This window comes from Hongsoonwoonella zoysiae (assembly GCF_013266695.1).
GTDB lineage: Bacteria > Pseudomonadota > Alphaproteobacteria > Rhizobiales > Stappiaceae > Hongsoonwoonella > Hongsoonwoonella zoysiae.
Window position 1 is genome coordinate 1 of sequence record NZ_JABRXF010000001.1, and the last position, 25,939, is coordinate 25,939.

Below are 25,939 nucleotides of genomic sequence, written 5' to 3' on the forward strand. Positions count from 1 at the left end.
CGATGTCAGCTCGAACGTCGAGTTGTCGTGCGTGATGCAGCAAAGCATCTTCGTGCCAGCCTTCAGACCTTCAACCACAACAACGCCGACATTGTCGGCAGCTTCGTGAACAAGCAGATGGGGATTTTCAGCCATCCGGATTTCCTTTCAGTCCTGATGTGGTCGGAGAATGATCTTCGGCGAATTCACCGCGCCGGAGAGAAGATCGGAAAAGGCCTTCGACCCATCCTGCAATTTGCGTTGCTCTGTCCAGTCGAGGGCGCCAAGCCGACCGTCGAAAATTGCCGCCGCCGTGTCGCGGAAGTCCTTCATCGTATAGGTGTAGGTGCCGATAAACGTGATTTCCTGAAGCGTCATCCTGCGAACATTCAACCCGCCGGCCGCCTCTCCCAGCCCGATGTGAACGATGACGCCGCCCGGATTTGCGCGTTCCGACGCCTCGGCACGGCTGCCTGACATGCCCACCGCATCGATCACCAGTTCAAACGTCCGGTCACTCGCCAACGTGTCCCGGTCGCAGGCGTTCAGCCCGATTTTCTCGATAAGGAACCTGCGCCGTAGCGCATTCGGCTCCACAACGGTTACGTCGTCCACCCCAAGCGCTTTTAACGATAGCGCCGCGCCGACGCCGATCGCCCCGCCGCCAATGATCAACGCGGCAGCGGCGGAAAGTGGCGGGACAAGCGCGCGCTCAGCCATTCTGGCAGCGTGCCAGCCGCAGGAGATCGGCTCCGCGAGAGCCGCCTTGTCGAAGGAAATACCATCCGGCACCGTAACCAGATTACGCTTCGGCATGACGACATATTGGGCGAATGCACCCTCGCGAGGCGGCATGGAGATAATCTGACGACTAGCACAAAGATTTTCGCGGCCCGACTTGCAAGCGGCGCACTTCATACAAGTCACCAGCGGGTTGATCGTAACTCTTCGGCCTTCGTCCGGCCCCGACATCACTGTACCCGCCGCTTCATGCCCGAGGATCAGCGGTGCGGGGCGGCGCTCGTCATGTCCGAGATAGGCATGCATGTCCGAGCCGCAGATGCCGACACTTTCTACCCGTACCAGAACGGCGCCGGCCTGAGCGGCCGGTTCGGGCACATCGCGGAATTCCAGCGATTTCGGACCGGTATAGACGAGCGCTTTCATTTCGCCGTGAACCCTCCATCGACCATCAAGGTCTGCCCGGTGACATATCCGGATGCGTCTGAGCAGAAGAAAAGTATCGGCCCGTCGATATCGGACGGTTCGCCATTCCTGCCGATACACGTCTGCGCGGCGTTACGGGCCGCGCGGTCGGGATCCGCGAAAACCGCGGCGGTCAGCTCCGTACGAAAAAAGCCCGGAGCAATGGCGTTCGCGGTAATGCCGCCGCCCGACCACGCCTGTGCCATGGCGCGCGTAAGCTGCGTTATGCCGCCTTTCGATGCGCCATAGGACAGCCCGCCCGGAAAAGCCCTGTAACTTTGCAGCGAGGCGAAGTTCACGATCCTGCCCCAACCCTTTTCCCGCATGGCGGGGACCATGGCCTGTGCCAGGAAGAACGGCGCGGCAAGGTTGAGATCCAGCGTGGTGTCCCAGCCCTGCGGGGTCACCTCATCCGCCGCCTCGCGAGTATTGATGCCCGCCGCGTTGACAAGGATATCCGGCGCGCCGAAGGCTGCCGCCGCCCTCTTTGCGATTTCGGCGAGATCGTTTCGCCTGGCAAGATCACCAACAACGAACCCCGCCGCCTCCCCGGCGCCTGAAGCCCAGGATTCGAGCGCGTCGGCGCGCCGGGCAATCCCGACGACGCTCGCACCCGCGCTGAGCAGAACATCCGCCGCACGCCGGCCCAGGCCAGAACTGGCGCCCGTGACGCAGGCTATCTTTCCGCGCAGATCAACAAGGGATTGCGGAGATCGCTCGATCATTTCGAGACCTCATTCGCCGGGCGAAAGATCGAAGGTATCATTCGGGAAATACTTCTTCAGACGGATGTCGGCCGTGCGCGCATGCCCCTCCATGCCTTCCAGGCGGGAAATACGGGCGGTCGCCTCGGCAACCGGCCTGGCGCCATCACGAGTGGCGCGTTGCCAGGTGACGATCTTCATGTACTTGTGAACCGAAAGGCCGCCAGTGTAATTCGCGGCGCCGGATGTCGGCAGCACGTGATTGGTGCCGGATGCCTTGTCGCCAAACGCGACGGTCGTTTCCTCGCCGAGGAAGAGCGAACCGTAACACTGCAGCCGGTCCAGCCACCAATCGAGGTCTTCAGCCTGCACCGTCAGATGTTCGGGTGCGTAATCATCGGCGGTCTGCGCCATTTCCTCCCGGTTGTCACAGACAATGACTTCCGCATAATCGCGCCACGCGGCTTCCGCGTTCTTGCTGTTCAGCTCCGGCAGGTCCGCTATCAGACCGGGCACGATATCCATTACGCGCTTCGCCAGCTGTTCATCATCCGTCACCAGCCAGACGGGAGAATTGTAGCCGTGTTCGGCCTGTCCGACGAGGTCGGCGGCGACGATCTCGGCATCCGCTGTCTTGTCGGCCAGGATCAGGCTGTCGGTCGGGCCGGCGAACATATCGATGCCGACACGGCCGAACAGGATGCGCTTGGCTTCAGCAACGAACTGGTTGCCCGGCCCGACCAGAATGTTCGCCTTGGGAAGGCCGAAGAGCCCGAAGGCCATGGAGGCCACGCCCTGCACACCGCCCATCGCGAGGATGGTGTCCGCGCCGCAAAGATCCGCGGCGTAAATGATCGCCGGTGCGATCCCCACATCCGGGCGTGGCGGCGAACAGGCCACGATGCCGCCGCACCCCGCGACTTTCGCGGTTGTTACCGTCATGATCGCGGACGCGATATGGCTATAGCGGCCACCGGGAATATAGCAACCGGCGGCACGCACCGGGATGCTCTTCTGGCCCGCGACCAGCCCCGGGATGACCTCGATTTCGATATCTTTCAAGGTCGCCTTCTGCGCCTCCGCAAAGCGGCGCACATTGTCATGGGCGAACTGGATATCCCGCTTGAGCTTTTCCGGTACAAGCGCCGCAACCGCGTCGATTTCCTCGCGGGTCAGGATGATATTGCCGGAATACTTGTCGAACTTCGACGCATATTCCATTGCCGCAACGTCGCCGCGCGCCTCGATATCGTTGAGGATTTTCTGAACCGTGTCATGGACGTCGGTAGCGTCGCTCGCCGATGTGAGATCGGCTTTTTTGAGATACTTAAGGGGCATTGTGCACAGCTCCTACTGGTAGATTTCCGGCAGCAGCGTTGTCGAAATCGCCGGGACGAAGGCGATGAACAACACCACGATCAGCATGAAGAAAACAAAGGGCACGGCGCGAGCTGCGATCTTCAGGATCGATTCACCCGTGATGCCTGAAACCACGAAGAGGTTGAGACCGAGAGGCGGCGTTATGAAACCGACGCCGAGCGTCGTGACCATCATGATGCAGAACTGGATCTCGTTCATGCCGATGTCGTCGGCGAGCGGCTTGAGTATTGGCGCGAGGATGACGATGTTCGGCGTGGTTTCCATGACGCAGCCGGCCGCGATGAGAATGACGATCATCATCAGGATGAGGATGGCCGGGTTTTCCGAAACGCTAGTCGCCGCAGCAACGAAACCCTGTGGTACGCCCAGGATCGCGAGCGCTTGGGCAAGCGGCAGGGAAAAGGCGATGATCGGCAGGATTACGCCGTTCACCTTGGCCGAGCTTACCAGCATCGACGGAAAGTCGGCGAGCGTCAGCGTGCGCAATACGAAGCCTAGTATGATCGTCACCACAACGGCGGTGGCGCCCGCCTCCGTCGGTGTCAGCCTCCCGGAGAAGATGCCGTAGAAGATGATCCCGGGAACGAGGAAGGCATACCAGCCATGCTTCAGCGTACGCCCGAGATTGGCCGCCCACTCGCCGAAGCTCATGGGTTTTCCACCCTCGTAGGAATAAATCCGGTTGACGATGATGTTGGTGATGAGGATCGACAGCAGGATTGCCAGCCCCGGAATGAGAGCCGCCAGAAAGAGCGTCGAGGCGGAGATCCCCAGGACGAGGCCCAGAATGATATAGGCGATCGACGGTGGAATAAGGATGCCGGTACAAGCGCCGGCGGCGACGAGCGCACAGGCATAGGGGCGCGGATAGCCGCTTTCGACAAGACGATCGATCGTCATGCGCCCGACGGCGGCGGCTCCCGCCGCATCCGAACCGGAAATGGCCGAGAACATGCCACACACAAGCACGGTCGCCGATCCGAAACCGCCTTTTGTCCAACACGTCAACGCCTCCGCGACATCCAGAAACTTGCGGCTGAGGCCGGTGCGGACCAGAACGTCGCCCGTCAGGATGAAGAGGGGAATGGCGGTCAGAGCGAAAGCGTCGATCCCGTCGAACAAGGATTCGCCCACCAGCGACAACGGTAAAGCGCCGGATAGCAGCAGCATGGCGATGGCGGCCGAGCCGATTGCCGCCCACACCGGAATGGCGAGGACGCACATGATTATGAAAATCGCAACCGGGAGATAGAAATCCCAACCCAGTTCGACAGCGTTCAATTGCTGTTGCCAGAGCATGGTGCGCCTCAATCGAACAACTGGTTGCCTTCGAATACCGGCTCGCCGGTTCGAAGCGCGTGAAAATCATGGGCGAAGGACTGAATGAGCCGGATAACCATCAGCAAGAAGCCGACGGGAACGGCCATCAGAAACCAGACCTTGGAAATGCGCAGGCCATCCGTGACCGATCCGTACTTCCACGAAACGAGAACCGTCTCGAACGACCAGTAGAGGGCCACCAGCGCCACGGCGAACATGACGATGTCGCCCAGCATGTAGATCAGCGCCTTCGCGCGCGGCCCCAGGTAGTGCAGAAGAACATCGATGCGGATGTGCGCGCGCTCGCGCACAGCTGACGCCGCCCCGATCCAGGCCAGATATATGAACGAATAGCGGACGATTTCCTCACCCCAGATCGATGAGTATGCAAACACTTCGCGCCGGACGACCTCTATGGCCATCGTGAGAACGAGCATCACGTAGAACCCGAGAAGGGCCCACCTTTCCAAATTCTCGTTGAGCAATTTGAGCATCGGTCGCACCGTCTTGTCCTGGTAAAGGCGAGCCGCCCGCCGGCACCAAAAAAGCGTGCGCGGTATGCGGACACATGTTGCCGAGCGTCATGGGAGCCGCCGGCCCCTCATCCGGGCGCCGGCGGTGGATGCGATTGTCAAGCGTCGTGGACGTAATATCGGCCTTGCGTGTTTGCCGCGTCTTCCAGTTTGGAGAAGGCGTCCGCCGAACCGGCCAGATCCGTCTTGAACTGGTCCCATTCGCTACGCTGGTAACCGCCCGCCTCCTGCCACTCGGCAAGCTGATCGTCATTGAGAGAGTGGAATTCCACTCCAGCCTTGCGAAGCTCCGCCATCGCATAGTTCCGTGCGGCAGGAACCTTAGCCAGGTTTTGCTGGGCCGTGATCTCGGAGGCGAATTCGATCCCCTCCTGCACGTCGGCGGGCAGGCTGTTGAACCATTCCAGATTGCAGGAGTAGATCTGGCTGTCAGGCACGGCCTGCGTAAAGGTCACGTGGCTCAGGATATCCTTGAAGCCGAACACATAAAGTGCACCGACCGACGGATCGAGCGCATCCGCAACGCCCTGCTTGATCGCCGAGGGCGTTTCACCCCAGGCAACCGGCGTGGGATTGGCACCTACAAGGCGATAATACTGCTGCAGCATTTCCGAGCCTGGAACGCGGAATTTGACGCCAGACAGGTCGCCCGGGGTCATAACGACGTTTCCACCCTTGCGTACCGCGACCACGCGCGGGTCGATAACGACGTAGAAGAGCGGCTTGAAACCTTTTTCCTCAACCTTCGGATGCACTTGAGAACGCCAGGCGTCCGAATTCACGAGGTTCACGAAACGCTGGTTTGAGCCGCAAAAGTACGGAAGGTTGATAAGGTCGGCAGCAGGTGCGAACGGCGCGAAATTCGAGATCGAATGCTGCGCGGCCTGTATCGTGCCACCTTGAACCTTTTGCACCAGCGCACCGCCGGCACCGAGCTGGCCACCCGGAGCAAGCTTCACGTAGACCTTGCCGTTCGTGGCGTTTTGAATGTTTTCCTTCAGGTCGAGCTGCATGATCGGGTAGCTGCGCGACGCGCCCAGAACATAAGCCGTCGCAATGGTCATGACGTGATCGGCCGCGCCCTCACGCTCCCTTTCTTCCTTCGCGGTTTGCGCGGATGCCTCTTCGGACCACAGCAGTCCGCCTGCTCCTGCGACCATGGCCGCGGTAAAAGCGCCGGCGCTCGTCAGTTTCAGGAAATTGCGGCGTTCCGCCGAGCGAATCCCGTCGTCTGCATTCATAGTGCTTTCCTCCCAGTCAGCGATTATTGGAACTTACGCGTTCGAACTCGCGGCGGCTTTCAGCGCGCAAAATTGCGACGACGAACGATACCGCGGCAATCATGAGCAAGATGAGCTCACCAACATCGCCCACGGGCGATGCGCCTCCTACGGATACGAAGAAGACGTTCCCGACGAAGACGGCGAAAAAGACGCCAGCCACAATAAGAAACATCGAGCCCTCCCACAGGCGCCCTCCAGCACCATTAATTTAGTGTAAGCGCTTACATTTTTTTATGCAAGAGCTTACATCGGCTATTTTTCGCGGTTTCCCAAGGGAGTGATTATGGTTATGATTCAACTGTTCATCTGAGGAACCTACCCGTCCATGGACGTCACTCCGCCCAAAAACGACCTGCCTACACTTGAAGACGTCGCCAAGGCGGCACGCGTTTCGACCGCAACCGTCTCACGCTGCCTCAACTCTCCGGACCGGGTGAGCGAGAGCACGAAACAGCGCGTGATGGAGGCGGTACGCGAGCTCAAGTATTCGCCTAATTTCGGTGCACGCGCCCTGGCCGCGAAGAGAACTAACACCTATGGCGCCGTGATCCCGACCATGGACAACGCGATTTTCGCGCGCGGCTTGCAGGCCTTTCAACAAGTCCTTGTCGACAACGGCGCCACGATGCTGGTCGCCAGTTCGGCTTACGATCCGGAAATCGAAGAAAACCAGATAAAAACACTGATATCTCGCGGCGCTGATGCCTTGCTCCTTATCGGCACCGACCGCGACCCCGGCATCCATGAGTTCCTCGAGGAGCGGGGCCTTCCTGTTGTAATTGCCTGGGCGTGCACCACCGAGGCTACGCTGTCTTGCGTCGGATTCGACAATGTGGAGGCAACACGCCAACTTGCCTTAAAGGCGTTGGACCTCGGTCATCATGACATTGCGTTTCTGTCCGCCTTTACCAGAACCAATGACCGGGCGCGCAACCGTGTCATCGGCGCCCGCAAAGCTTTGCAAGAACGAGGCATTGACCCCTCTTCCATGCCGGTTGTGGAAACGAAATATTCCATTCGCAGCGCTCGTGAGGCCTTCGGCACGCTGGTTCGCCGCTCTCCTCGGCCGACACTTGTTATGTGCGGCAACGACGTGCTAGCGGCAGGCGCGGTTCAGGCGGCCCGCGATATGGGGCTGGATGTGCCGGGAGACATCTCGATCACCGGGTTCGACGACATCGAACTCGCTACGGTCATTAGCCCGGCATTGACAACGGTGCATGTCCCCCATCGGAAGATGGGGCGTCTGGCGGCGGAGGTTTTGCTGGATCAGGTGCGACACAATGCCAGCCCGAGGCACGTAACGCTCGATACGCATATCGTCGAACGGGCATCGTTGGGGCCCGCACCGTGATATGGCGGGCTGAACCGCGCCCCAAACGAAGCGGAAACTTCGCCATGAATACCGCCACCTTCAGTTCCTTGGCGGTCTGCCCAATTCCCTCAACACTGCCCGGGTGGCCGCAACCATCGCGTCGTGCGTTTCCGAAAGGATCGCCACACGGTCAAACCGGTCTGGATCCCGATTGACCGCTTCACGCAGCGATGACCCGAATGCCATTCGCAATTCGGTGCCGATATTGAATTTGCAGATATTCGACGTTGCCGCCAGCCTCCGGCGCTGATCGACCGGCACGCCCGAGCCGCCATGAATGACAAGGGGCACATCCGTCAGGGCTTCGATTGCACGGATCCGCGCTTCATCCAACCCGATTTCCGCCTTTTCCTGAAGATGCACATTGCCAACGGAAATCGCCATCGCATCGATGCCGGTTTCGGCCGCGAACCGGCGGGCTTCATCCGGATCGGTTCCTTTCGAGGCCACACCTTGCGCGTAGCCGACGAAGCCGATCTCCCCCTCACAGGATATACGCGCCGAATGCGCAAGCTCCGCGACACGCGCCGTCTCGTCGATGTTTTGGGAAAGCGGTTTTCGGGAGCCGTCGTACATCAGCGACGTGAACCCGCTGTCGAGCGCCTCCCGGCATTCCTCAAGCGAAAAGCCGTGATCGAGATGGGCAACCACCGGGACACTGGAATTCTCTGCCAAATAACGAAACATCTTTCCGACAATCGGCAGAGGCGTGTGCTTCCTGCAGGAGGGGCCAGCCTGCAGAACCACTGGCATATTCTCCCCTTCCGCAGCCGCAACATAGGCTCGCATATCTTCCCAGCCGAGTGCCACGAGGCCGGCGACGGCATAGCCGTTCTTCAAAGCCGGCTGGAGGACTTCGGCAAGGGTCGCAAGCGTCATTTAAACTTTGCCACCATGTCCTTGATGCCCGGGATCGTCTCCACCTGGTATGCATGGGTCGGCTGGAAATACTGCACGAGCGGGCGCTGGCTCAACCCGCCGAGGATCGTGAAATAGTACATTTCATAACCAGGCATAACGGCACACGGGTGATAGCCCTTGTCGATGACGAAAGTGGAACCGTCGACAATGTGGAACGCTTCGCCCGGCACACCATCCTCGCGCTGGAGGACCTGAACACCGGAACCATGCTTCGGGCGGAAACGGAAGTTGTAGGTCTCGTCGTGCCGGGTCTCCTGCGGCAGGCGGTCGGTATCATGCTTGTGCGCCGGAAAGCCCGACCAGCCGCCCTGACCGACGGTGAAAAGCTCACTAACCAGAAGACGGCCGACCTTGCCTCGTTGTTTCTGGCCCAGGATGTGCTTGATCTTGCGATGGGTCTTCGTGTCATCGGAGCCGTATTGAACCAGATCGATGTCATCCCCGCGCACATCGAACGGCTCCAGAGCCCGATCATAGCGTGCGCCGGCAACGAAAATTTCCGATTGTTCGGACTGACAAACAATCCTTACCTTTGCGCCGACAGGAACGTAGACGCCTTCCGGCTCCCCATCCCAGACATCTTCGCCGCGGTTGCCGAGCTTGTCGAAAGATACTCCCTCGACATCGACACTAACGGTACCGGTCGCGGGGACGATGCAGGTTTCGTATCCAGGCACCTGGTACTCGAATGTCTCGCCCTTCTTCAGCTTGACGATGTTAAAATAGTTGAGCGGCACTGTTGGATCGCCAGCGTCCACGATTGGCTTGTTCCGGTTGTCATATGGGGCGATATGCATGGGGCGATCCTTTCAGGCGGAGGTGGGACCGGGATGGGAGGAGAGAAACTCCTCGAGTTCCGAAGGGTCAGGCATGGCCGAGGCGCACCCCGGTTTTGAAACGACGATGGACGCGCAGGCGGAACCGTGCAGAACGGAATCTTCAAGGCTGAAACCATTGGCGATCGATGTCAGCAGGCCGCTCATGAAACTGTCGCCCGCGCCAACCGGTTTCAGTGCCGTAACCGGATAGACGCCCGTCTTGAACTCCTCGTCGCGGGTGATTGTGATAGCGCCCTCTTCGCCCATCTTGTAGATCACCAGTTGCGCGCTCGTGCGGGCAAGTTCCCGGGCTTTTTCAAGTCCCTTGTCATAATCTCCGGCCATGAAACCGAACTCGACATCGTTTCCCACGATCATGTCGGACAGTGCGGCAGCTCTTGAAAGAATATCGGAGGCAATCTCGGCCGACGGCCAGGAGTAAGGCCGGTAGTCGACATCGAATATAATCGGCAGGCTTGAGGTTTTCGCGCGTTCGAAAGCCATGAAGCTGGCCGAACGGGAAGGCTCGGCGGCGAAGACGGTACCGGCGGTTATCAAGGCACCGAAGCTGGCGTAATCCACTGCCGAAACGTCGTTTTCATCCATCTGGAAGTCGGCGGCGCCGTTCCTGTAGATGACGTTGCGATGGCCCCCGCTTACCGTTTCATAGAAGGCAAGCGAGTTTCGATATTCCCCGCCGACCGGCCTGACATGCGTGGTTTCGACACCGTATTTCTCAAGCTGGCGAATGCAGTAGCTGCCGATACTGTCGTCTGACACGCGGGTTACGAGCGCTGCCTTTCCGCCAAGCTTGCAGATACCTGCAGCTATATTTGCAGCCGAACCGCCAAGGCCGACGCCGACCCGTTCCGCATCCTCCGCCCTCACACCCGGATCGGTGAAGAAATCGATACCGGCGCGCCCGATGATGACGAAATGATTGCGGGAAATTCCTTCAAGAAGCATCAGATCCCCCGACGTTGCCTGGTGCGCGAGGATTCCCATTTCTCATGGGCGGCAAGCACTTTGCCGCTTATAGAGACTTGCGGCGATCCGACTTCCCACCATGTATGTCCCTGCTCGGTCCATCCCTCATAGGGGTCCACCTTCATGCAGATGACATAGGTCCTGTCCGCCGCCTTGGCCCGCTTGAAGGCCTCACCAAGCTCCGCCGGATTTTCAACCGTCTCGGCATGCGCGCCCATTGCCGCGGCATGCGCTTCGAAGTCTACAGCGAAAGCCTCGCAAACAGTTGGGCAATCCTTGATGAGATTGTTGAAACTCTCGTTGCCCGTGTTGTTCTGAAGCTTGTTGATCACCGCGAAGCCACCGTTGTCCAGCACAAGGATGATCAGCTTTTTTCCGGTCAGAACCGAAAAATAGATATCGGAATTCATGAGCAGATAGGACCCGTCGCCGACAAAGACGATCGTATCCTTGTTCGCCTCGCGCTCGCTTTGCGCAATGCGGGCGCCCCAGCCACCGGCGATCTCATATCCCATGCAGGAAAAGCCGAATTCGATATCGACCGTTCCGGTATCGAGCGTGCGCCAGTTCGCAGCCAGTTCGGCCGGCAAGCCACCGGCTGCGGTCACCACACGGTCGCGCGGGTCGCACAGCGCATTCACAACGCCTATCGCCTGGGCGTAGGAATTCGGGCGTTTGCCATGGGAAACATTCTTCGCGACATAGGCGTTCCATGTTTTGCGTTCATCCGCGGCCTTGCGAACCCAGTCCGCCGGCGCTCGATAGTCCGCGATCCGCTCTTCAAGGGCGAGCAAGCTCAATCTGGCGTCACCGACAACAGGCAGCGAAAGATGTTTGCCGGCGTCATGTCGAGCCGCATTGATGGAAATGAAACGGGCGTCGCCGGCAAAAGCCGTCCACGACCCGGTTGTGAAGTCCTGCAGCCGCGTGCCGACCGCAACGATGACGTCTGCTTGCGAGGCGATGTTGTTGGCGCTGTCCGACCCGGTAACTCCGATTGGACCGGCATTCAGAGGATGATCGGCCAATAGGTTTGCGCGCCCCGCAATCGTTTCGGCCACCGGGATTTGATGTTTCTCCGCAAAACCGGTCAGCTCCGTGACAGCCCCGCTGTATTGAACGCCGCCGCCTGCGATGATGAGCGGACGTCTGGCCGTTTTCAGCAGCGTAGCCGCATCGGCGACTTCTCCGCCATCAGGCGTCACCCGGCGAATGCGATGGACCCGGGCTTCGAAAAAAGCCTCCGGATAGTCGTACGCCCAGCCCTGCACATCTTGCGGCAGACCCAGAAAGGCCGGGCCGCAATCGGCTGGATCAAGGAGCGTCGCCAATGCCGCCGAAAGCGACTGTATGACCTGCGCCGGATGCGTGATGCGGTCCCAATAACGGCTGACGGCCTTGAAGGCATCGTTTACGCCAAGGGCCGGGCTGTTGAAGTGCTCTAGCTGCTGCAATACCGGATCGGGCAGGCGTGTAAGGAAGGTATCGCCGCACAGAAGCAGCATCGGCAAACGGTTGGTATGAGCAAGCGCGGCCGAGGTGACGAGATTGGTCGTGCCCGGCCCCGCGCTCGCGGTGCAGAACATGAAACGCCGGCGCAACCACTGTTTGGCGTAAGCGGCTGCGGCAAAGCCCATGCTCTGCTCGTTCTGCCCACGGTAGAGCGGCAGTTCTTTCTGGTGGTCATGGAGCGCTTCACCCAGGCAGGTAACATTGCCATGGCCGAAAATACCGAACCCGCCGCCGCACACGCGAATGACTTCGCCTTCAACGTCGATAAACTGGTTTGCGAGATAGCGGACGATCGCCTGAGCGGTCGTAAGCGTGACCGTTTTCGTACCCATGCGACCTCTCCCAGGCGTGTTTCCAGATAGCAGGCGCTGTCGATTGCCGCTTGCGTATCGCCGGATCTCAAGATACAAATTTTGCAACCGGTTGCAAATCTTTTTCGAAACCGGGTCGCCGGATCCGAAGATAGGGACGGGACATGCCGGAAATCGGGATTGGAATCTTGGGCGGCGGTTATATGGGCAAGGCACACGCGGTCGCGATGTCCGCAGTCGGCGCGGTTTTTCAGACCAGATTACGGCCGCGTCTTGAGATGGTGGGCGCAAGCAGCGCGATTTCGGCCGAAAAATACCGCGATGCCTATGGCTTCCTGCGGGCCGCCCGGCACTGGCGGGAACTGGTGGAAGACCCGAAGGTCGAGGCGGTCGTCGTCGCCTCACCGCAATCGACCCATCGCGAAGTCGCTGAGGCAGCGCTTTCGTTGGGAAAACCTGTTCTTTGCGAAAAGCCGATGGGCGCGACCCTTGAGGATTCAAGGGCCATGGTCGCCGCCGCCGAAAAAAGCGGCTGCGTGACCATGGTCGCCTACAACTATGTTCGCACGCCCGCGACACAATATGCGCGAAAGCTTGTTGCCGAAGGAGCGATTGGCGAGATCACTTGGTTCCGCGGTGAGCATACCGAAGATTTCTATGCCGACCCCGAAGCCCCCGCCACATGGCGAACGCAAGGCGAAGCCAATGGCACCATGGGAGATCTTGCTCCTCACATGATCAACGCGGCCCTTGCCCTTGTCGGGCCTGTGTCCCACGTCATGGCGGAAGTCGAATGCGTGCATGAAAGCCGGCCCGGCGGGATGGTTACCAACGACGACCACGCGCAGATGATGGTCCGCTTCGAAAGGGGTGTGATGGGGCACATGTATTTCAGCCGCGTCGCAACCGGCCGGAAGATGGGTTACGCCTATGAGATTTCCGGGACGAAGGGCGCGATCCGCTTCGATCAGGAAGACCAAAATGCGCTCTGGCTTTATTTGCGGGACGGACCGGAGGCCGAGCGCGGGTTCCGCAAAATCCTTACCGGCCCGGCTCATCCCGATTATCTGCCGTTCTGCCAGGGCCCCGGCCACGGGACGGGGTATCAGGATCAGATCATCATCGAAGCGAGGGACTTTCTGGAGGCGATTGCCACCGGCGAATCCCGCTGGCCGACGTTTCGGGATGGGCTCGAAGTCAAGCGTATCGTCCATGCCGCGTTGACTTCGTCGAGGACGAAAAGCTGGCAAACGATCACAACCTCATAAAATGATCTGCAAGGTTCACTGACATGCGCATAAAGATTGGCAACGCTCCCTGTTCCTGGGGCGTTGAGTTTGCGGACGATCCGCGCAATCCGCCATGGGAAGCCGTTTTGAAGGAATGCGCCGAGGCCGGTTACGGGGGGATCGAGCTTGGCCCTGTCGGCTTCATGCCGGAAGACCCGACAATCTTGGCGGAAGCCTTGGCCGGGAATGGATTGCAACTGATCGGCGGGGTCGTTTTCCGCCCGTTCCATGACCCCGGTTCCTGGGAAACCGTTCTCGATGCCATTCACCGCACCGGAAAGGCGCTCTGGGCACACGGGGCGCAGCACATGGTGCTGATCGATTCCATTTCTCCGCGCCGCGCCCCAACCGCCGGGCGCCCGAATGAGGCGGAACAAATGGACGGCCAGGAGTGGGGCGCCTTCCGCAACCGGATTGCCGAGGCAGCCCGTATCGGCACGGAAGAATATGGCCTCACGGTCGGCATTCATGCTCACGCCGCCGGTTTCATCGACTTTGAGCCGGAACTGGAGCGCCTTCTGGACGAAGTCGACGAAAAGCATCTCAAAATCTGTTTTGATACCGGCCACCATTCCTACGCCGGGTTCGAGCCCGTCTCATTCATGAAACGGCATATCGGCCGGATATCCTACATGCATTTCAAGGATATCGATCCAGGAGTGAAGGCAGACGTCATAGAGAACCGCACCGGCTTCTACGATGCCTGCGGACAGGGTATCTTTTGCAATCTCGGCCAGGGGGATGTCGATTTTCCCGAGGTACGCCGGATACTTCTGGACAACCGCTACGAGGGTTGGTGCACCGTCGAACAGGATTGCGATCCGACGCTTGATGTCTCCCCGATCGCTGACGCTCGAACCAACCGCGACTATCTGGAATCCATCGGCTTCATTTGAGGAAACGGCATGACACGCTTGAATTGGGGAATGATCGGTGGCGGCGAGGGCAGCCAGATCGGCCCCGCGCATCGATTGGGCGCCGGGCTGGACGGGGCCTTTGCGTTTACGGCGGGCGCCCTCGACCACCGGCCGGAAGCCGGGCGGGAATACGGACGGCGGCTTGGGCTTGCCGCGGACCGCGCCTACGGCGATTGGCGTGAAATGCTGGAAGGCGAGCGGGGACGAGACGACCGTATAGACCTGGTTACGGTCGCCACCCCAAACGCGACCCATTTCGAAATTACCAAAGCATTTCTGGAGGCCGGCTTTAACGTCCTTTGCGAAAAACCGATGACCATGACGGTCGAAGAGGGCGAGGAAATAGTCAGGCTGGCCCGTAAGACCGGCAATATTTGCGCCGTAAACTACGGCTATACTGGCTATTCGCTCGTCAGGCACATGAAGGCGATGGTCGCTCGAGGCGACCTTGGCAAGATCCGGCTTGTGAAGGCGGAATTCGCGCATGGTCATCACGCCGACGCAGAGGCCGCCGACAATCCACGGGTCCGCTGGCGTTACGACCCGGCCCAGGCCGGCGTTTCCGCCCAATTCGCCGACTGTGGGATTCATGCCTTGCACATGGCGTCGTTCGTCACGGGCCAGGAAGTGGAGCGATTGTCCGCCGATACCGTCTCCTGCATTGAAAGCCGCCAGCTGGAAGACGACGCCATGGTGAATTTCCGCATGAGCGGCGGTGCTGTCGGCCGGCTATGGACATCGTCGATTGCCATCGGTCGCCAGCATGGGCTGACCCTCCAGGTCTTTGGAGAGAAAGGGGGGTTGAGATGGTCGCAGGAGCAACCAAACCAGCTCCACTGGATGCCGCTGAACGGCCGTCTTGAGACGATCGAACGGGGCGAAAGCAATCTGTCGCCGGAAGCGGACCGGACATCCCGCGTGACGATCGGTCATGCGGAGGGCATGCCGCTGGCTTTCGCCAATATCTACAAGGATCTTGCCGAAGCTATCACAGCCAGGAAGGATGGACGGTCGATGGACCTGGCTGCCGACCTGTATCCACGGGCTGAAGACGGCCTGCGTTCCATGGCGGCTGTTTTTGCGGTTGCCGAATCCGGCAAGGCAAATGGCAAATGGCTCGACGCCCGCCCGCCGATGTTCAGGTAAACCAGACGGCTGCAAGGATCTGGCGCCCGTTCATCCGGCCACCGGCCGCAACGTTCCCCGTTCTATGACCTGACACGGGAACAGCCGCGCTTCCGGATAGCGCGCCGGATCATCCAGTGTGGAAACAAGCAGTTCGACAGACGAGTTGATGATCTGTTGGACCGGCTGACGGATCGTCGTGAGATTGATGTTTTGCCAGCCGGCGATTTCCATGTCGTTGAGGCCCAGGAGCCCGATATCCTCCGGGACTTTCAAGCCGGCGTCGGTTATCGCGCTCAATGCGCCGATCGACAGGACATCGTCACCGCAAAAATAAGCTTCCGCCGGATTTCCAGCTTCCAGCAGACGCCGCATTTCCCTCCTTCCAGCCTCAAAGGTATATGCGTCCGCAAAGCTGAAACTTGCCTCGACATCCGGATGACGCCCCGCCTCCTCCTCAAAGCCTCGAAGCCGGTCTTGCGTGGATGTCGCCATTTCCGGACCGCCGAGAAAGGCGATACGCTCATACCCGCGCTTGATGAATTCCCAGACAGCGATCCGGCCGCATTCGACGTTGTCGATACCGACGACATGGCATTCAGGGGTGGTGGAGCACCGGCCGAAGCTGTTCACGACGGGCACGCCAGCATCCTTGAACGCCCTTGAAAAACCGGGTGGCAGAGTGGACGAGGCCACGACGACACCATCCACCGAATATTGTCGGAGCATCCTGACCGACGCCTCGGGATCCGTCTCCTCCGACAGATTAACGAGGAGCGGCCGCAAGCCCTGCTCCTGTAGTTTGCGGGTAAACTGGTCGAAGACCTCCAGAAAAATCGGATTATGGAAATTATTCGAAACCAGTCCGATAAGCTTTGTCCGTCGGGTGGTAAGGCCTCGGGCGAGGATATTCGGCAAATACCCGAGCTCGGCAGCCGCCTTTTCGACCTTGCGCCGCGTCTTGTCGGAGACCGAAGCGCCATCGGTAAATGTCCGCGAAACAGCCGAGCGTGAAACACCGGCAAGCTCGGCAACTTCCTTCAAGGTTACGGCCATGGGCGAATTCAAGTCCGATTTGTTGTCATTGATGTCATATCGCATGTCGGACCGAGCGGCAGTATGAAGTTTTGCTACAAATATTGCAACCGATTGCAAATCGTCTCGGCTCATAGCTTCCAGAAACAAGCTTAGATCCATGACCGCCCCTTGGGCACGAAGATAGCAAGCCCCCAGGCAAAGAATGTGATCGAGCCCAAATGCGTTGATGCTGGTCGCGGTTGCGTTGCCGCACCGAAGAGCGTTTCGAAGTCAGTTCGTTTCGAAGGGTTAAGCTACTCTCTGGACCTGCTGATCGGGTTGGTTTTGTTCGATGCGCTGCCAATAGACCAAGGTGGGCGGTTTTCCGCCAAAGGCAGAGTGCGGGCGCTTCCGATCATAAAAATCCACCCACTTTCGGACACTTGCCCTGGCCTGCGATCCGGTTTCCCAAGCGCAGGGGTAGACGCACTCGTGTTTGAGCGTGCGCCACAGCCGCACGACGAGATTATTTTCGAGGAACCGTCCCTTGCCGTCCATCGAGATGCGGACGCCCATCCGCCGCAGCCGGTCCGTTCACACAAAGGAGGTGAACTGCGATCCTTGGTCCGTATTCATGATTTCCGGCACACCGAATTTGTGGACTGCCTCGTTCAACGCCTCGACGCAAAAGTCGGCCTCCAACGTATTGGAGATGCGTCAGGTCAACACTTTGCGGGTGAACTGGCCCATGATCGCAACCAGGTAGAGGAACTCACGGCGCATCGGTAAATACGTGATGTCGGACGCCCGAACCTGCTTCGGTCGCTCCACCCTCATTCCCTTCAACAGATATGGCCAGATCTTGTGCCCCTTGGCCGACCCGCCTTTATGGGGCTTCTGGTCGGTCGGCATCAGACCCATGAGCCGCATCAGCCGCCGGATCCGTTTCTCGTTCACCGGATGACCTTCGTTCTGCAGGTACCAAAAATCATCTGCCGGACACCGAAGAACGGCTTCTGCAGGACCTGTTCATCGATCTGGCGCATCAAGGTGAAGTTCATCGCGCTCTCGCCCTTTGGCGTTTATTAGAAAGACGACCGCGAGATCGATAGCAGAGAACACTGTTTGCCGACCGACAACCCAGGATGTCCCGGCTCGATCATGCTGTGCCTCACTTCACGCCCCAAGGCTTGAGCTTGCTGGACAAAAAATCGTTGGCGACCGCCAGCTCCCCAATCTTGGCAAGGAGCTCTTTCACTTGGTCCTCGTCAATCTCCTGATTTGGTTTGCCGCCACGGGTAAACACATCCGAGGCACCTTCAAGAAGAGCCCGTTTCCATTGATGGTTCATGGTCGGGTGACCGCCTAAGCGGCTCGCCAGTTCCGATACCGTCTCCTCGCCCTTCAAGGCTTCCAGCGCGACTTTCGCCTTGAATTCCGGCGAATGCTGCTTGCGTCTCGACATCTCCGATCGCCTTGCTCTTGAAGACCAGCAGACAACAAATCGTAGCTTACGTTAGTTTCCTAATTTCGGGAGGTAGCTCAGAATGCCGCCAGCCAGCGCGGCTATAGGAAAGCCAATCTCCGCAGGAACCAAAACGCGCCAAGTGCGCCGACCAGGTAAGCCGGCGCTAATTCCGCTTGCTGCGGCCAGGCGATTCCAAGCCGCCGCATGCTGCCGACCACCAACAACACCAGAGCTACGAAGGCCAGTTGGCCGGCTTCTACGCCTAAGTTGAAAGACACAAGCGCCAACGGGAGGTCCGCAGGCGGAAGGCCCGCCGCCGACAACGCGCCTGCAAATCCGAATCCGTGCAACAATCCGAATGCGAAAGCAATGACCCAGGGATGGCGGATGGCAATGCTTGTTCCCCCTCGTTGCGCCCGAACGACCTCAACACCGAGGAAGAGAATGGAGAGTGCGATCGCCGCCTCTATAGGCGGCGCCGGGAGGCTGATATAGCCTAAGGTTGCCGCAGCGAGGGTGATGCTATGAGCGACCGTGAACGCGGTGATCGTCTTCACCAACATCCACCGTGCGGGAACGAGCAGCAGAAGGCCAAACACAAATAGCAGGTGATCGAAGCCGTAGAGGATGTGATGTACGCCTTGTCGAAGGAAGTCCGCAAAAATCTCGGCGCGGCCACGGTCCGGCTCCATTTCGACCCAAGGCTGGCTGGGGCGGGCAATCGCCATCCAGGATCGTCCGTCCAGCATTTTCACCTGCGTGATCGCATCAGTAATGGTCAGTTCCAGCCCCGGAAAACCGATCCGAGCGCCGGCAAGGCCTTCTGGCCCGATCTCGATCCAGCGCCTTTCCAGCCGCGAGTCGCTTAGTGTTTGAACCAACGGATTGCGGATATCTCTCACGTCGGCCGGCAGTTTCACGATTACCGGAAGTGGAACGCTGCCGCGCATCGGCGTTCGCCAGAGCAGGGTGAACTGCGATGGCGCGGTCTGGGTGATCTGCAGATAGGCTGGGCGGGATTCATGCGCATCGGCTGAACATCCAGACAGGATCGTAGCAACGATCAGGCCAAAAAAAATCAGGCCGACCGCGCGCAACAACGGGGCGGAAGGCATCAGGAATCTCCTTCGGGTAGGGCCGGTCCTGAAATCGCTGCTCCGATCCCGGCCGCCGCAGTTTCCGGCACCGGCAGCAGAACTGTGTACTTGGCCCGCATCTCGTCATAGGCCTTCTGCCACGCCTCAGCCTTCTGCTGACCCAACCACGCTGTCTTCACGTCACTCGCAACTTCCTCGAACGCCGGGACTCGACCGGGTATGACCTTGTCGATGTAGATTAAGTGCCAGCCCAATCCCGACTGAACAGGACCGATCCAGGCACCGCTTGGCAGTTGCACGACCTCCTGGACGAATTGCGGCCCGAACTCCCGTGCGATCTCCTGCAGTGAGCGTTCTCCGTAATAGTCTTGGAACATGAACCTGTCGCCGAGAGTTGTCCCTTCAGGAAGCGTCTGGGGGGCGCCGGCAAGCGTGGCCAACGCAGCCATGGCATCGTCGCGGGCCTTCCGGCCCCGGCTGTCGGGCGAGAAGTAGATGTGGCGGAAGCTTAGGCGTGGCGACATTTCAAAGAGCCTAGTGTTATCCGCGTACCATGCCTTCAGTTCGTCGATCGTGGGTTCACGCGCCGCCGCAAGGTCCTCGGCGAGGAACTGCATCTTCTGCGCCATCCGCCGCTTGACGATGGTGTCCTCCCTGTCGAGCCCAAGCGCGAGCGCCTCGCGGTAGAGGATGTCCTGCCGGACGCGATCCTCGAGCACCGCGTTGAACTCTGCCTGCGTCGGCGGCCGGCTCCACTGCGCCTCGAAGCCGATCACCAGTTGCGCGAGGTCGTCGACCGTGAAGCGGATCTCGGTCGGCGGGTCGACACGTTCCAGGTCGGGCTGCAGGATCTGGTAAGCCCCGAACAATACGAAGCCGAGAACGAGGAAATGCGAAAGCGGGTCGCGAGCCACGCTTCGCGCGGCTCGTCCTATTGCTGTCCTTGGCATGTCAGCTCCCCAATGCCGGGCCGATCACCCGACGTCGCGATGCGGATAGTCCGGCTGATCGTCGATTGGAATTTCCATCCTGTCCTTCCACAGCCCTTCGAACAGAAGCTCGTTATCGGCATATCCAAACTCGCTGACAGTTCTTGCAGCAGTCGTTTGATCGCGGATAGCATTACGTTCGCCAGTCCGGTTCACAGACTTCGAACGCACCTGCTGTGCGGCAATATCCTTATCCTCCGTCACTTCTTCTCGCTGTCGAAGTGGAGAAATTCGGCCTGATTCTGCTTGGCGTATTTTTCCGTCACAGCCGTGGGCAGTGGGTCAATCAACTCAGGCGGCTTGGGCAGGATCTCGTAGTTGGCGTAGCCGAACTCGTTGCTGCGCGCCCCGTAGATCGTATCGCCGAGCTTGTAGAAGACGACCTCGAAGGGATGGTCCTGAAGATAGGTCACCACTTTGCCGTCCTTGATAAAATAGGCTGAACTCGCTCCTTCGTAACCGTTGCGGGCGACATCGCCGACCTCATTCGGCTGAGGGACGTTCTTGCCGACGTGATAGACAGTGTGCTGCCCTTCCTTCCTGTAGCTGACTTTGAAGTGTTCGCCGGTCACGTTGTTGCGGTACCAGTGGGCCTTGCCGACGAGCAACTCCTCGACCTGCTGCTGGTTCAGCTGAGTTGCTCCCTTGCCTGTTAGCTCGGCCACCGTGAGCCCTGGCTTCGCCGCCTCGCGGGCCTCGACCGCGGGCGTGTACCAGATGGGCGAGCTCCAGGCGCGCTCCTGCACGGTCGGCGGCACCACATCCGGCGGCGCTATGCCGAGTTGTTTGGCCTGAATGGTCGTCCAGCGCGGTTTCGGAATCTCAATAACACGCGCGTAGTAAAACGCGTGCTGACTCGGGTCGAACGCCGGATCGGTCCATACCCTCTTCAGCTCAACCGAACCAACCCTGTTGGTGTAGGTCGCCTCGTCGATGTCCACCGTGCTGTTGATCGGAGGGACCTTGCCTGTCCACTTATCGGGCTCGCGCTCGCCCGACCACGCCACGTCGAAGACACACTCGAAGCTCTGGCCGTCCTTGGTCCAGCCCTTTACGATCTGCACTCGGTCGAGGTTGGCCGAGGTTGGGTCTTTCACCGCCCACACGACGAATGTCGGCGCCTCGGCCTGCTTCGGCGGCAGGTCGACTCCCATCGGCACGCCGGCGGCGTAGGCAACACTGACCCAGTCCTGGTCATCAAGCATTTCGGGTTTGTAGCCCCAGCCGCCGAACAAGCGCACCTTGATGCGCGGGCCGCTGACCCCGAAAGTCTCCTTGCGATACATGGCATCCCAGATCGACTCGCGCGTGTTCTCCTCCGCCCACACGCCGGTGAGTCCGCCAGGTTCCAGATAGCGAACATCGATGCCTGCGAAGTTGTGGCCGGCCATGCGCGTCTCGATCGTCCCGTCCTCGTGTGCGTGCCCGCCGAAGAAGTTCTCCTGGCGATAGGGGCTCGCGGCATTATGAGAGTCGGAGCCGCCTGCCATCCCGAACTTGTAGGGGTTGAATTCCCGCACGTCCTGCATCGCGAGGCCGTACTTCAATGCCTGGCGCGCGTAGCTGCCGACGATCTTGTCGACGCGTCCGGAGTCCGGGGGCAGCCCGAGCAATACGTTCCAGATTGCGAAACTGGCGAATTCGTCGTTAGGCGAAAGCAGCGGGTGGGTCTCGGACTGGCCCTTGACCTGCTTCATCTCGACGAGCCGATTGTTACGCATCCGCGACTCCGCCCAGGCCGCGTCGATAGGCCGGCCAAGGCTGTCGACATCAGTGGGATACATCCAGCCATCGGACAGATTGGCGTTGTGCGAGATCGCCAGCAGTTCGTTGCCAGCGGCGCGCTGACCGTCCATCCAGGTCCACAGGTCCGTGGGGTGCACCGAGTCCAGCGCAGAGTAAGGCATTTCCGGGACCTTGGCACAGTCGCGGAAGAACACATTACGGTGCATGTTCCGGTTGTCGGGCATTGACGTCCACTCGTAGGAGCAGAAGGCGGTGAACTTGCCCGGCTCGTTCGCCGCGTCGGCGGCGTCGTTGTTGTCCTTCCAGACGGTGCCGGCAACCTCCGGAGTCATCAACGCCTTGATGGGTGGACCGGTCATGATCTTGAGAAGCGCCAGGAAGGCGCGTTGTTGCTGCTCCTTGCTGTTCGGGTCCGTAATGATCAGACCCTGAACCTCGGGCAATTTGCTGGTGTACGAGCCCGGCGTGTTCGCCTGCTTGGTGACCCCGACATATTCAGAGTGGTCGGTCACGCCCATGAAGTCGAGCGGCGTGGTGATGGTGATGTCGTAGCCGAGCGGATGCTTGATGGTCTCACCCTTGGCGTACTTGTAGGCGTCAGCAGGACCCGTGGCGTGATTTCCAAATATCCAGGCGTCCAACGACCAACTGGTGTGGAGGTGCGTCTCGCCGAAGAGCGCCCTGCGACTTGCCGGATCGCCTGGACCTGCATCCTGTGCCACGGAAGCAACCGGCAAATTCAATAGAACCGCCAGCGCAAGGCCCGAAGCCGCCAGTAACAGTCCGGCAGGAGATGCGGATGACCTTGGGCTCGATCTGGAACCTGCCATGAAATCCTCCTGGAATAGAACCCTCGGTCTCGCCTATTGCTCGACGGTTTCGTGCAGGTATTTGGGCTGTTCGCCGGCCGGGATGTCCATCTTGTCCTTGGGCAGGTCGACCAGATTGCCCGGCCCCTTCAGCAGAACCTCGTAGTTGGCATAGCCGAACTCGTTGCTCCGGGCGCCGTAGTAGGTGGCGTGCTCCTTATGCGTGTTTCCGCCTTGGGCGCCTGCGGTCTTGTAGACCTTCATGCCGATCGGTGTGCTCGAGACAAAGGTGTTTATCTGGCCGTCCGCAATGGTATAGGGCCTTGCGAGCACCAGATAGGACTCACGAGGCAGGTCTCCGTGGAGACTTGGCATCTGCGCTCTGCTTCCGACGTAGTTCACGTCAAAGGTGCCGGACTTGTCGTAGTGCACCTTCATCACTTCGCCCGTCACGTTGTTCCTGATCCAGATCGCCTTGTCGACGATCAGGGCCGCCAACTCGTCGTCAGTCAGGGCGGTGGCGCCGCTTTCCTCGAGGCTCGCCACTGTCACCGCGTCGGATGCGGCCGCGCTGTCGCTCGGCGAGGTGTACCAGATGGGGGAGCCCCAGGCGCGCTCCTGAACCGTGGCGGGCACGACATCCGGGAGTTCGACGCCGAGCTTGACGGCCTGGACCGTGGTCCAGCGTGGCGTCTCGATCTCTAGGACGCGCGCGTAATAGAAGGCGTTCAGATCCGGATCGAAATCCGGGTCGGTCCAGACCGTGAATAGCTCGGTCGCCCCCTGCTCGTCACTATATGTGGCCGTGGTGAGGTCCACCGTGCTGGGAAGGGGCGGGAGACGACCCGTATCAGGCGCGGGCTCGCGGTCGCCGGCCCAGACGACGTCGTAGACCTTTTCGAAGCTCTGGCCGGCTTTCGTCCAGCCCTTGACGATCTGGATGCGGTCGAGATTGCCGGAGTCGGGGTCCTTCACGGCCCAGACGAGGAATGAGGGCGCCTTGGCATCCGCCGGGGCCGCGGCAAGGTCACCGCCCATGGGCGTCCCGCGCTCGTAGGCCTTCGCCACCCATTCCGCATCCTGCAGCAGGTCCTCGCCATAATCCCAGCCACCGAACATGCGCACCTGTATCCACACACCGCTGGTGCCGAAAGTCTCCCTCCGGTGCATGGCGTCCCAGATCGACTCCCGCGTGTTCTCTTCGGCCCAGACAGCGCTTAGTCCGGCCGTGCTTTCTTTACGTACATCCATACCAGTGAAAAGATGGCCCGACATACGCCGCTGAACGAGGCCGTCGTTGATGCCATGCCCGGCAAAGGCGTTGTTCGTGCGATAAGGCGCGCCTGTATTGTGAGAATCTGATCCGGCGACGAAACCGAACTTGAAGGGGTTGTAGCCCTTCGCGTGTTGCATCGTCAGACCGTCTTTGAGCGCCTGACGCGCGTAGGAACCAACGATAGCAGGCACGCGACCGGAATCTTCCGGCTGGCCGATAAGGAAGCTCATAATCTCGTAATTTGCGAATTCGTCGTTCGGCGAGAGCAGCGGATGCGTCTCGGACTGACCCTTGATCTGCTTGATCTCGATCAGGCGCTCGTTTCGCGTGCGCGATTCCGCCCAGGCCGCATCGATCGGTCGACCGAGGCTGTCGACGTCGGTCGGGTACATCCAGCCATCCGAGAGATTGGCATTGTGAGAGATCGCCAGCAATTCGTTTCCCGCGGCGCGCTGCTCGTCCATCCATTTCCAGAGGTCCTCTGGATGCCACGAGAACAGCGCCGAATACGGTTGTTCAGGCACCTTGGCACAGTCGCGGAAGTAGACGTTCCGGTGGAGGTTACGGAGATCATACTGCGATGTGAACTCGTAGGAGCAAAAGGCCGTGAACTCGCCGGGCTTGTTGTGCTTGTTGGCGATGTCGACGTTGTCCTTCCATACCGAGCCTGCGACCTGCGGTGTCATGAAAGCCTTGATCGGTGGCTTGCTCACCAGCGATACGAGATAGTTGAAAACCTTCTGCACGTCCGCCGGGTCGTTCGGATCTTTCAGGATCAGGGGCCGGGCCTGCGGCATCTTGCTGACGGCAGTGCCGGGCGTGTTCGCTTGCTTGGTGATGCCGACGTATTCCGAATGGTCTGTCACGCCCATCCAGTCCAGCGGCTTGTCGATCGTGATGTCATAGCCCAATGGATGCTTGATCGTCTCGCCACGGGCGTATTTCAAAGCATCGTCAGGCCCGGTTGTGTGATTGCCGAAGAGCCATGCATCGACCGACCAGCTCGTGTGGATGTGCTGTTCGCCGAACCACGCCTTGCGATCGGCCGCCTCCTGTCCGAGGCCCGGATCCGATGCACCCAACGAGGCAAGCATCGCCATCCCGGCGAAAACAGTCGGCTTGCCCAGCAATTTTATTGAACGGTCGTTGAAACCCGATGCATTGCTTTCGCGGTTCGGCATGTCCGCCTCCTGATTTCCCGGCAGATAGCAAAGATGGCGAAAAAATCGCTGCGCCATCTGAACGGATCGGAGGCCAAAAACGTCCAGTCGATCAGCGCCACATGATCCGCCGCGCGGTTCTGCGTCCCGCCCGCCGTGCGACACCGGCATAGGACAACGGCGTGAGCGGTCGCCCGATCAGGTCGATGAAGAGCGAAGCCCATTTTCCGCTGAGCTCCTTGGCGCCACTCAGAATTTCAACGTCATAAACGAGGTCGCCCCCTTCGAGGCGTGGATCGCGCAGAACGACCGTCACTTCTTCCGCCATCCCGCCGTTGTCGGCAGTCAAGACGGCATTGGGCGGATCCTGCTTGAAGCTGTCGTCCCCGGATGCCCAGTGATCGACGAAATCCTTGGTCGTCACCCGCCCCACGATACGCTCGGGACGGTCAGAAAAGTAAAGCGTATTCGGGCTTGCCACTTGCAACGTGAGCTTGCCGTCGCCAAGCGTAACGCCGCCGCTCGTCTGGACGAATAGAAGTTCCACGGCCTCATCGTCCGCCGCAACCCGGGCGACTCCCGGTCCGGCCAGAATCGCGGCTCCCACAAGAATAGCATCTCTTCGGTTCATGTATTCGTTCCTTGTCGGAAGGCGATGGCTTCCCGATATGCTTGAAGACGAGCGGGCCGCATCGGCTTGACCGTCCGCCCTGCCCT

General features: G+C 59.9%; 25 protein-coding genes and 1 pseudogene. 4 read left to right on the forward strand and 22 right to left on the reverse strand.

Annotation, left to right across the window (positions count from 1 at the left end):
- The 8 genes and pseudogenes from HPQ64_RS20270 to HPQ64_RS00040 form a co-directional block, all read right to left on the reverse strand.
- Positions 1-135: pseudogene (locus HPQ64_RS20270) on the reverse strand (flagellar biosynthesis protein FlgA); the annotation flags it as partial.
- Between the two features lie 12 nt (positions 136-147).
- Positions 148-1,146 carry a zinc-dependent alcohol dehydrogenase gene (locus HPQ64_RS00010; RefSeq protein WP_172886372.1) on the reverse strand — a complete coding sequence of 333 codons (999 nt, stop codon included), beginning with the start codon at positions 1,144-1,146 and terminating at the stop codon, positions 148-150.
- The gene (locus HPQ64_RS00015) at positions 1,143-1,910 is read right to left on the reverse strand and encodes an SDR family NAD(P)-dependent oxidoreductase (RefSeq protein ID WP_172886373.1); all 768 of its coding nucleotides are present in this window, start codon (positions 1,908-1,910) and stop codon (positions 1,143-1,145) included. The genes HPQ64_RS00010 and HPQ64_RS00015 overlap by 4 nt, the downstream gene beginning before the upstream one ends.
- 9 nt (positions 1,911-1,919) lie before the next feature.
- Positions 1,920-3,227: a histidinol dehydrogenase gene (gene hisD, locus HPQ64_RS00020; RefSeq protein WP_172886374.1), complete on the reverse strand. Its 1,308-nt coding sequence runs from the start codon at positions 3,225-3,227 to the stop codon at positions 1,920-1,922.
- A 12-nt stretch (positions 3,228-3,239) separates the two neighbouring features.
- Positions 3,240-4,568, reverse strand: coding sequence for a TRAP transporter large permease (locus HPQ64_RS00025; protein ID WP_172886375.1), 1,329 nt, complete (start codon positions 4,566-4,568; stop codon positions 3,240-3,242).
- An 8-nt stretch (positions 4,569-4,576) separates the two neighbouring features.
- Positions 4,577-5,083, reverse strand: a complete 507-nt coding sequence (locus tag HPQ64_RS00030; RefSeq protein WP_172886376.1) for a TRAP transporter small permease — start codon at positions 5,081-5,083, stop codon at positions 4,577-4,579.
- 137 nt (positions 5,084-5,220) lie between these two features.
- On the reverse strand, positions 5,221-6,363 hold the full coding sequence (locus HPQ64_RS00035) for a TRAP transporter substrate-binding protein (RefSeq protein WP_172886377.1): 1,143 nt from the start codon (positions 6,361-6,363) through the stop codon (positions 5,221-5,223).
- Positions 6,364-6,379: 16 nt separating this feature from the next.
- Positions 6,380-6,577: a hypothetical protein gene (locus tag HPQ64_RS00040; RefSeq protein WP_172886378.1), complete on the reverse strand. Its 198-nt coding sequence runs from the start codon at positions 6,575-6,577 to the stop codon at positions 6,380-6,382.
- Positions 6,578-6,730: 153 nt separating this feature from the next.
- Between HPQ64_RS00040 and HPQ64_RS00045 the strand changes: the two genes are divergently transcribed.
- Positions 6,731-7,759, forward strand: coding sequence for a LacI family DNA-binding transcriptional regulator (locus HPQ64_RS00045; RefSeq protein WP_172886379.1), 1,029 nt, complete (start codon positions 6,731-6,733; stop codon positions 7,757-7,759).
- A gap of 60 nt (positions 7,760-7,819) precedes the next feature.
- Here the strand turns inward: HPQ64_RS00045 and HPQ64_RS00050 are convergent, their stop codons facing one another.
- The 4 genes from HPQ64_RS00050 to iolD are packed head-to-tail and all read right to left on the reverse strand — an operon-like array spanning position 7,820 to position 12,350.
- The gene (locus tag HPQ64_RS00050) at positions 7,820-8,659 is read right to left on the reverse strand and encodes a class II fructose-bisphosphate aldolase (protein WP_172886380.1); all 840 of its coding nucleotides are present in this window, start codon (positions 8,657-8,659) and stop codon (positions 7,820-7,822) included.
- The gene (locus HPQ64_RS00055) at positions 8,656-9,498 is read right to left on the reverse strand and encodes a 5-deoxy-glucuronate isomerase (protein WP_172886381.1); all 843 of its coding nucleotides are present in this window, start codon (positions 9,496-9,498) and stop codon (positions 8,656-8,658) included. The genes HPQ64_RS00050 and HPQ64_RS00055 overlap by 4 nt, the downstream gene beginning before the upstream one ends.
- A gap of 12 nt (positions 9,499-9,510) precedes the next feature.
- Positions 9,511-10,485, reverse strand: a complete 975-nt coding sequence (gene iolC, locus HPQ64_RS00060; RefSeq protein WP_172886382.1) for a 5-dehydro-2-deoxygluconokinase — start codon at positions 10,483-10,485, stop codon at positions 9,511-9,513.
- Positions 10,485-12,350 carry a 3D-(3,5/4)-trihydroxycyclohexane-1,2-dione acylhydrolase (decyclizing) gene (iolD, locus tag HPQ64_RS00065; RefSeq protein WP_172886383.1) on the reverse strand — a complete coding sequence of 622 codons (1,866 nt, stop codon included), beginning with the start codon at positions 12,348-12,350 and terminating at the stop codon, positions 10,485-10,487. Before iolD ends, iolC begins: the two co-directional genes overlap by 1 nt.
- A 143-nt stretch (positions 12,351-12,493) precedes the next feature.
- Between iolD and HPQ64_RS00070 the strand changes: the two genes are divergently transcribed.
- Genes HPQ64_RS00070 through HPQ64_RS00080 form a run of 3 tightly spaced genes read left to right on the forward strand, consistent with a single transcriptional unit; the run spans position 12,494 to position 15,681 of the window.
- Complete coding sequence (locus tag HPQ64_RS00070) at positions 12,494-13,597, forward strand: Gfo/Idh/MocA family protein (protein ID WP_172886384.1); 1,104 nt, start codon at positions 12,494-12,496, stop codon at positions 13,595-13,597.
- A gap of 23 nt (positions 13,598-13,620) precedes the next feature.
- Positions 13,621-14,514, forward strand: coding sequence for a TIM barrel protein (locus HPQ64_RS00075; protein ID WP_172886385.1), 894 nt, complete (start codon positions 13,621-13,623; stop codon positions 14,512-14,514).
- Positions 14,515-14,523: 9 nt separating this feature from the next.
- Positions 14,524-15,681 carry a Gfo/Idh/MocA family protein gene (locus tag HPQ64_RS00080; RefSeq protein ID WP_172886386.1) on the forward strand — a complete coding sequence of 386 codons (1,158 nt, stop codon included), beginning with the start codon at positions 14,524-14,526 and terminating at the stop codon, positions 15,679-15,681.
- Positions 15,682-15,711: 30 nt separating this feature from the next.
- On the opposite strand, the gene HPQ64_RS00085 is transcribed toward HPQ64_RS00080, so the two are convergent.
- From HPQ64_RS00085 to HPQ64_RS00120, 10 genes are all read right to left on the reverse strand, one after another.
- Positions 15,712-16,716 (reverse strand): LacI family DNA-binding transcriptional regulator, encoded by a 1,005-nt coding sequence (locus tag HPQ64_RS00085; RefSeq protein ID WP_172886387.1) that lies wholly within the window; start codon positions 16,714-16,716, stop codon positions 15,712-15,714.
- A gap of 270 nt (positions 16,717-16,986) precedes the next feature.
- Positions 16,987-17,253, reverse strand: coding sequence for an integrase core domain-containing protein (locus tag HPQ64_RS20765; protein WP_425483781.1), 267 nt, complete (start codon positions 17,251-17,253; stop codon positions 16,987-16,989).
- Between the two features lie 141 nt (positions 17,254-17,394).
- Positions 17,395-17,634: a hypothetical protein gene (locus HPQ64_RS20770; RefSeq protein ID WP_425483782.1), complete on the reverse strand. Its 240-nt coding sequence runs from the start codon at positions 17,632-17,634 to the stop codon at positions 17,395-17,397.
- Positions 17,635-17,848: 214 nt separating this feature from the next.
- Positions 17,849-18,142: a transposase gene (locus HPQ64_RS20775; protein WP_425483783.1), complete on the reverse strand. Its 294-nt coding sequence runs from the start codon at positions 18,140-18,142 to the stop codon at positions 17,849-17,851.
- A gap of 101 nt (positions 18,143-18,243) precedes the next feature.
- Positions 18,244-19,260: a HupE/UreJ family protein gene (locus HPQ64_RS00095; RefSeq protein ID WP_172886388.1), complete on the reverse strand. Its 1,017-nt coding sequence runs from the start codon at positions 19,258-19,260 to the stop codon at positions 18,244-18,246.
- On the reverse strand, positions 19,260-20,192 hold the full coding sequence (locus tag HPQ64_RS00100) for a peptidyl-prolyl cis-trans isomerase (RefSeq protein WP_172886389.1): 933 nt from the start codon (positions 20,190-20,192) through the stop codon (positions 19,260-19,262). Before HPQ64_RS00100 ends, HPQ64_RS00095 begins: the two co-directional genes overlap by 1 nt.
- A 24-nt stretch (positions 20,193-20,216) precedes the next feature.
- Positions 20,217-20,435, reverse strand: coding sequence for a hypothetical protein (locus HPQ64_RS00105; RefSeq protein ID WP_172886390.1), 219 nt, complete (start codon positions 20,433-20,435; stop codon positions 20,217-20,219).
- A complete protein-coding gene (locus tag HPQ64_RS00110; RefSeq protein WP_172886391.1) occupies positions 20,432-22,807 on the reverse strand; it encodes a DUF3604 domain-containing protein in 2,376 nt (791 codons plus the stop codon). Before HPQ64_RS00110 ends, HPQ64_RS00105 begins: the two co-directional genes overlap by 4 nt.
- A gap of 33 nt (positions 22,808-22,840) precedes the next feature.
- Positions 22,841-25,156 (reverse strand): DUF3604 domain-containing protein, encoded by a 2,316-nt coding sequence (locus tag HPQ64_RS00115; RefSeq protein WP_172888424.1) that lies wholly within the window; start codon positions 25,154-25,156, stop codon positions 22,841-22,843.
- Positions 25,157-25,334: 178 nt separating this feature from the next.
- On the reverse strand, positions 25,335-25,853 hold the full coding sequence (locus tag HPQ64_RS00120) for a hypothetical protein (RefSeq protein ID WP_172886392.1): 519 nt from the start codon (positions 25,851-25,853) through the stop codon (positions 25,335-25,337).
- Positions 25,854-25,939 lie beyond the last annotated feature (86 nt).

Coding starts and splice junctions, on each gene's coding strand:
- HPQ64_RS00010 (WP_172886372.1), bottom strand. CDS start 1,146: ATGAAAGCGCTCGTCTATACCGGTCCGAAATCGCTGGAATTCCGCGAT.
- HPQ64_RS00015 (WP_172886373.1), bottom strand. CDS start 1,910: ATGATCGAGCGATCTCCGCAATCCCTTGTTGATCTGCGCGGAAAGATA.
- hisD (WP_172886374.1), bottom strand. CDS start 3,227: ATGCCCCTTAAGTATCTCAAAAAAGCCGATCTCACATCGGCGAGCGAC.
- HPQ64_RS00025 (WP_172886375.1), bottom strand. CDS start 4,568: ATGCTCTGGCAACAGCAATTGAACGCTGTCGAACTGGGTTGGGATTTC.
- HPQ64_RS00030 (WP_172886376.1), bottom strand. CDS start 5,083: ATGCTCAAATTGCTCAACGAGAATTTGGAAAGGTGGGCCCTTCTCGGG.
- HPQ64_RS00035 (WP_172886377.1), bottom strand. CDS start 6,363: ATGAATGCAGACGACGGGATTCGCTCGGCGGAACGCCGCAATTTCCTG.
- HPQ64_RS00040 (WP_172886378.1), bottom strand. CDS start 6,577: ATGTTTCTTATTGTGGCTGGCGTCTTTTTCGCCGTCTTCGTCGGGAAC.
- HPQ64_RS00045 (WP_172886379.1), top strand. CDS start 6,731: ATGGACGTCACTCCGCCCAAAAACGACCTGCCTACACTTGAAGACGTC.
- HPQ64_RS00050 (WP_172886380.1), bottom strand. CDS start 8,659: ATGACGCTTGCGACCCTTGCCGAAGTCCTCCAGCCGGCTTTGAAGAAC.
- HPQ64_RS00055 (WP_172886381.1), bottom strand. CDS start 9,498: ATGCATATCGCCCCATATGACAACCGGAACAAGCCAATCGTGGACGCT.
- iolC (WP_172886382.1), bottom strand. CDS start 10,485: ATGCTTCTTGAAGGAATTTCCCGCAATCATTTCGTCATCATCGGGCGC.
- iolD (WP_172886383.1), bottom strand. CDS start 12,350: ATGGGTACGAAAACGGTCACGCTTACGACCGCTCAGGCGATCGTCCGC.
- HPQ64_RS00070 (WP_172886384.1), top strand. CDS start 12,494: ATGCCGGAAATCGGGATTGGAATCTTGGGCGGCGGTTATATGGGCAAG.
- HPQ64_RS00075 (WP_172886385.1), top strand. CDS start 13,621: ATGCGCATAAAGATTGGCAACGCTCCCTGTTCCTGGGGCGTTGAGTTT.
- HPQ64_RS00080 (WP_172886386.1), top strand. CDS start 14,524: ATGACACGCTTGAATTGGGGAATGATCGGTGGCGGCGAGGGCAGCCAG.
- HPQ64_RS00085 (WP_172886387.1), bottom strand. CDS start 16,716: ATGGCCGTAACCTTGAAGGAAGTTGCCGAGCTTGCCGGTGTTTCACGC.
- HPQ64_RS20765 (WP_425483781.1), bottom strand. CDS start 17,253: ATGGGCGTCCGCATCTCGATGGACGGCAAGGGACGGTTCCTCGAAAAT.
- HPQ64_RS20775 (WP_425483783.1), bottom strand. CDS start 18,142: ATGTCGAGACGCAAGCAGCATTCGCCGGAATTCAAGGCGAAAGTCGCG.
- HPQ64_RS00095 (WP_172886388.1), bottom strand. CDS start 19,260: ATGCCTTCCGCCCCGTTGTTGCGCGCGGTCGGCCTGATTTTTTTTGGC.
- HPQ64_RS00100 (WP_172886389.1), bottom strand. CDS start 20,192: ATGCCAAGGACAGCAATAGGACGAGCCGCGCGAAGCGTGGCTCGCGAC.
- HPQ64_RS00110 (WP_172886391.1), bottom strand. CDS start 22,807: ATGGCAGGTTCCAGATCGAGCCCAAGGTCATCCGCATCTCCTGCCGGA.
- HPQ64_RS00115 (WP_172888424.1), bottom strand. CDS start 25,156: ATGCTTGCCTCGTTGGGTGCATCGGATCCGGGCCTCGGACAGGAGGCG.
- HPQ64_RS00120 (WP_172886392.1), bottom strand. CDS start 25,853: ATGAACCGAAGAGATGCTATTCTTGTGGGAGCCGCGATTCTGGCCGGA.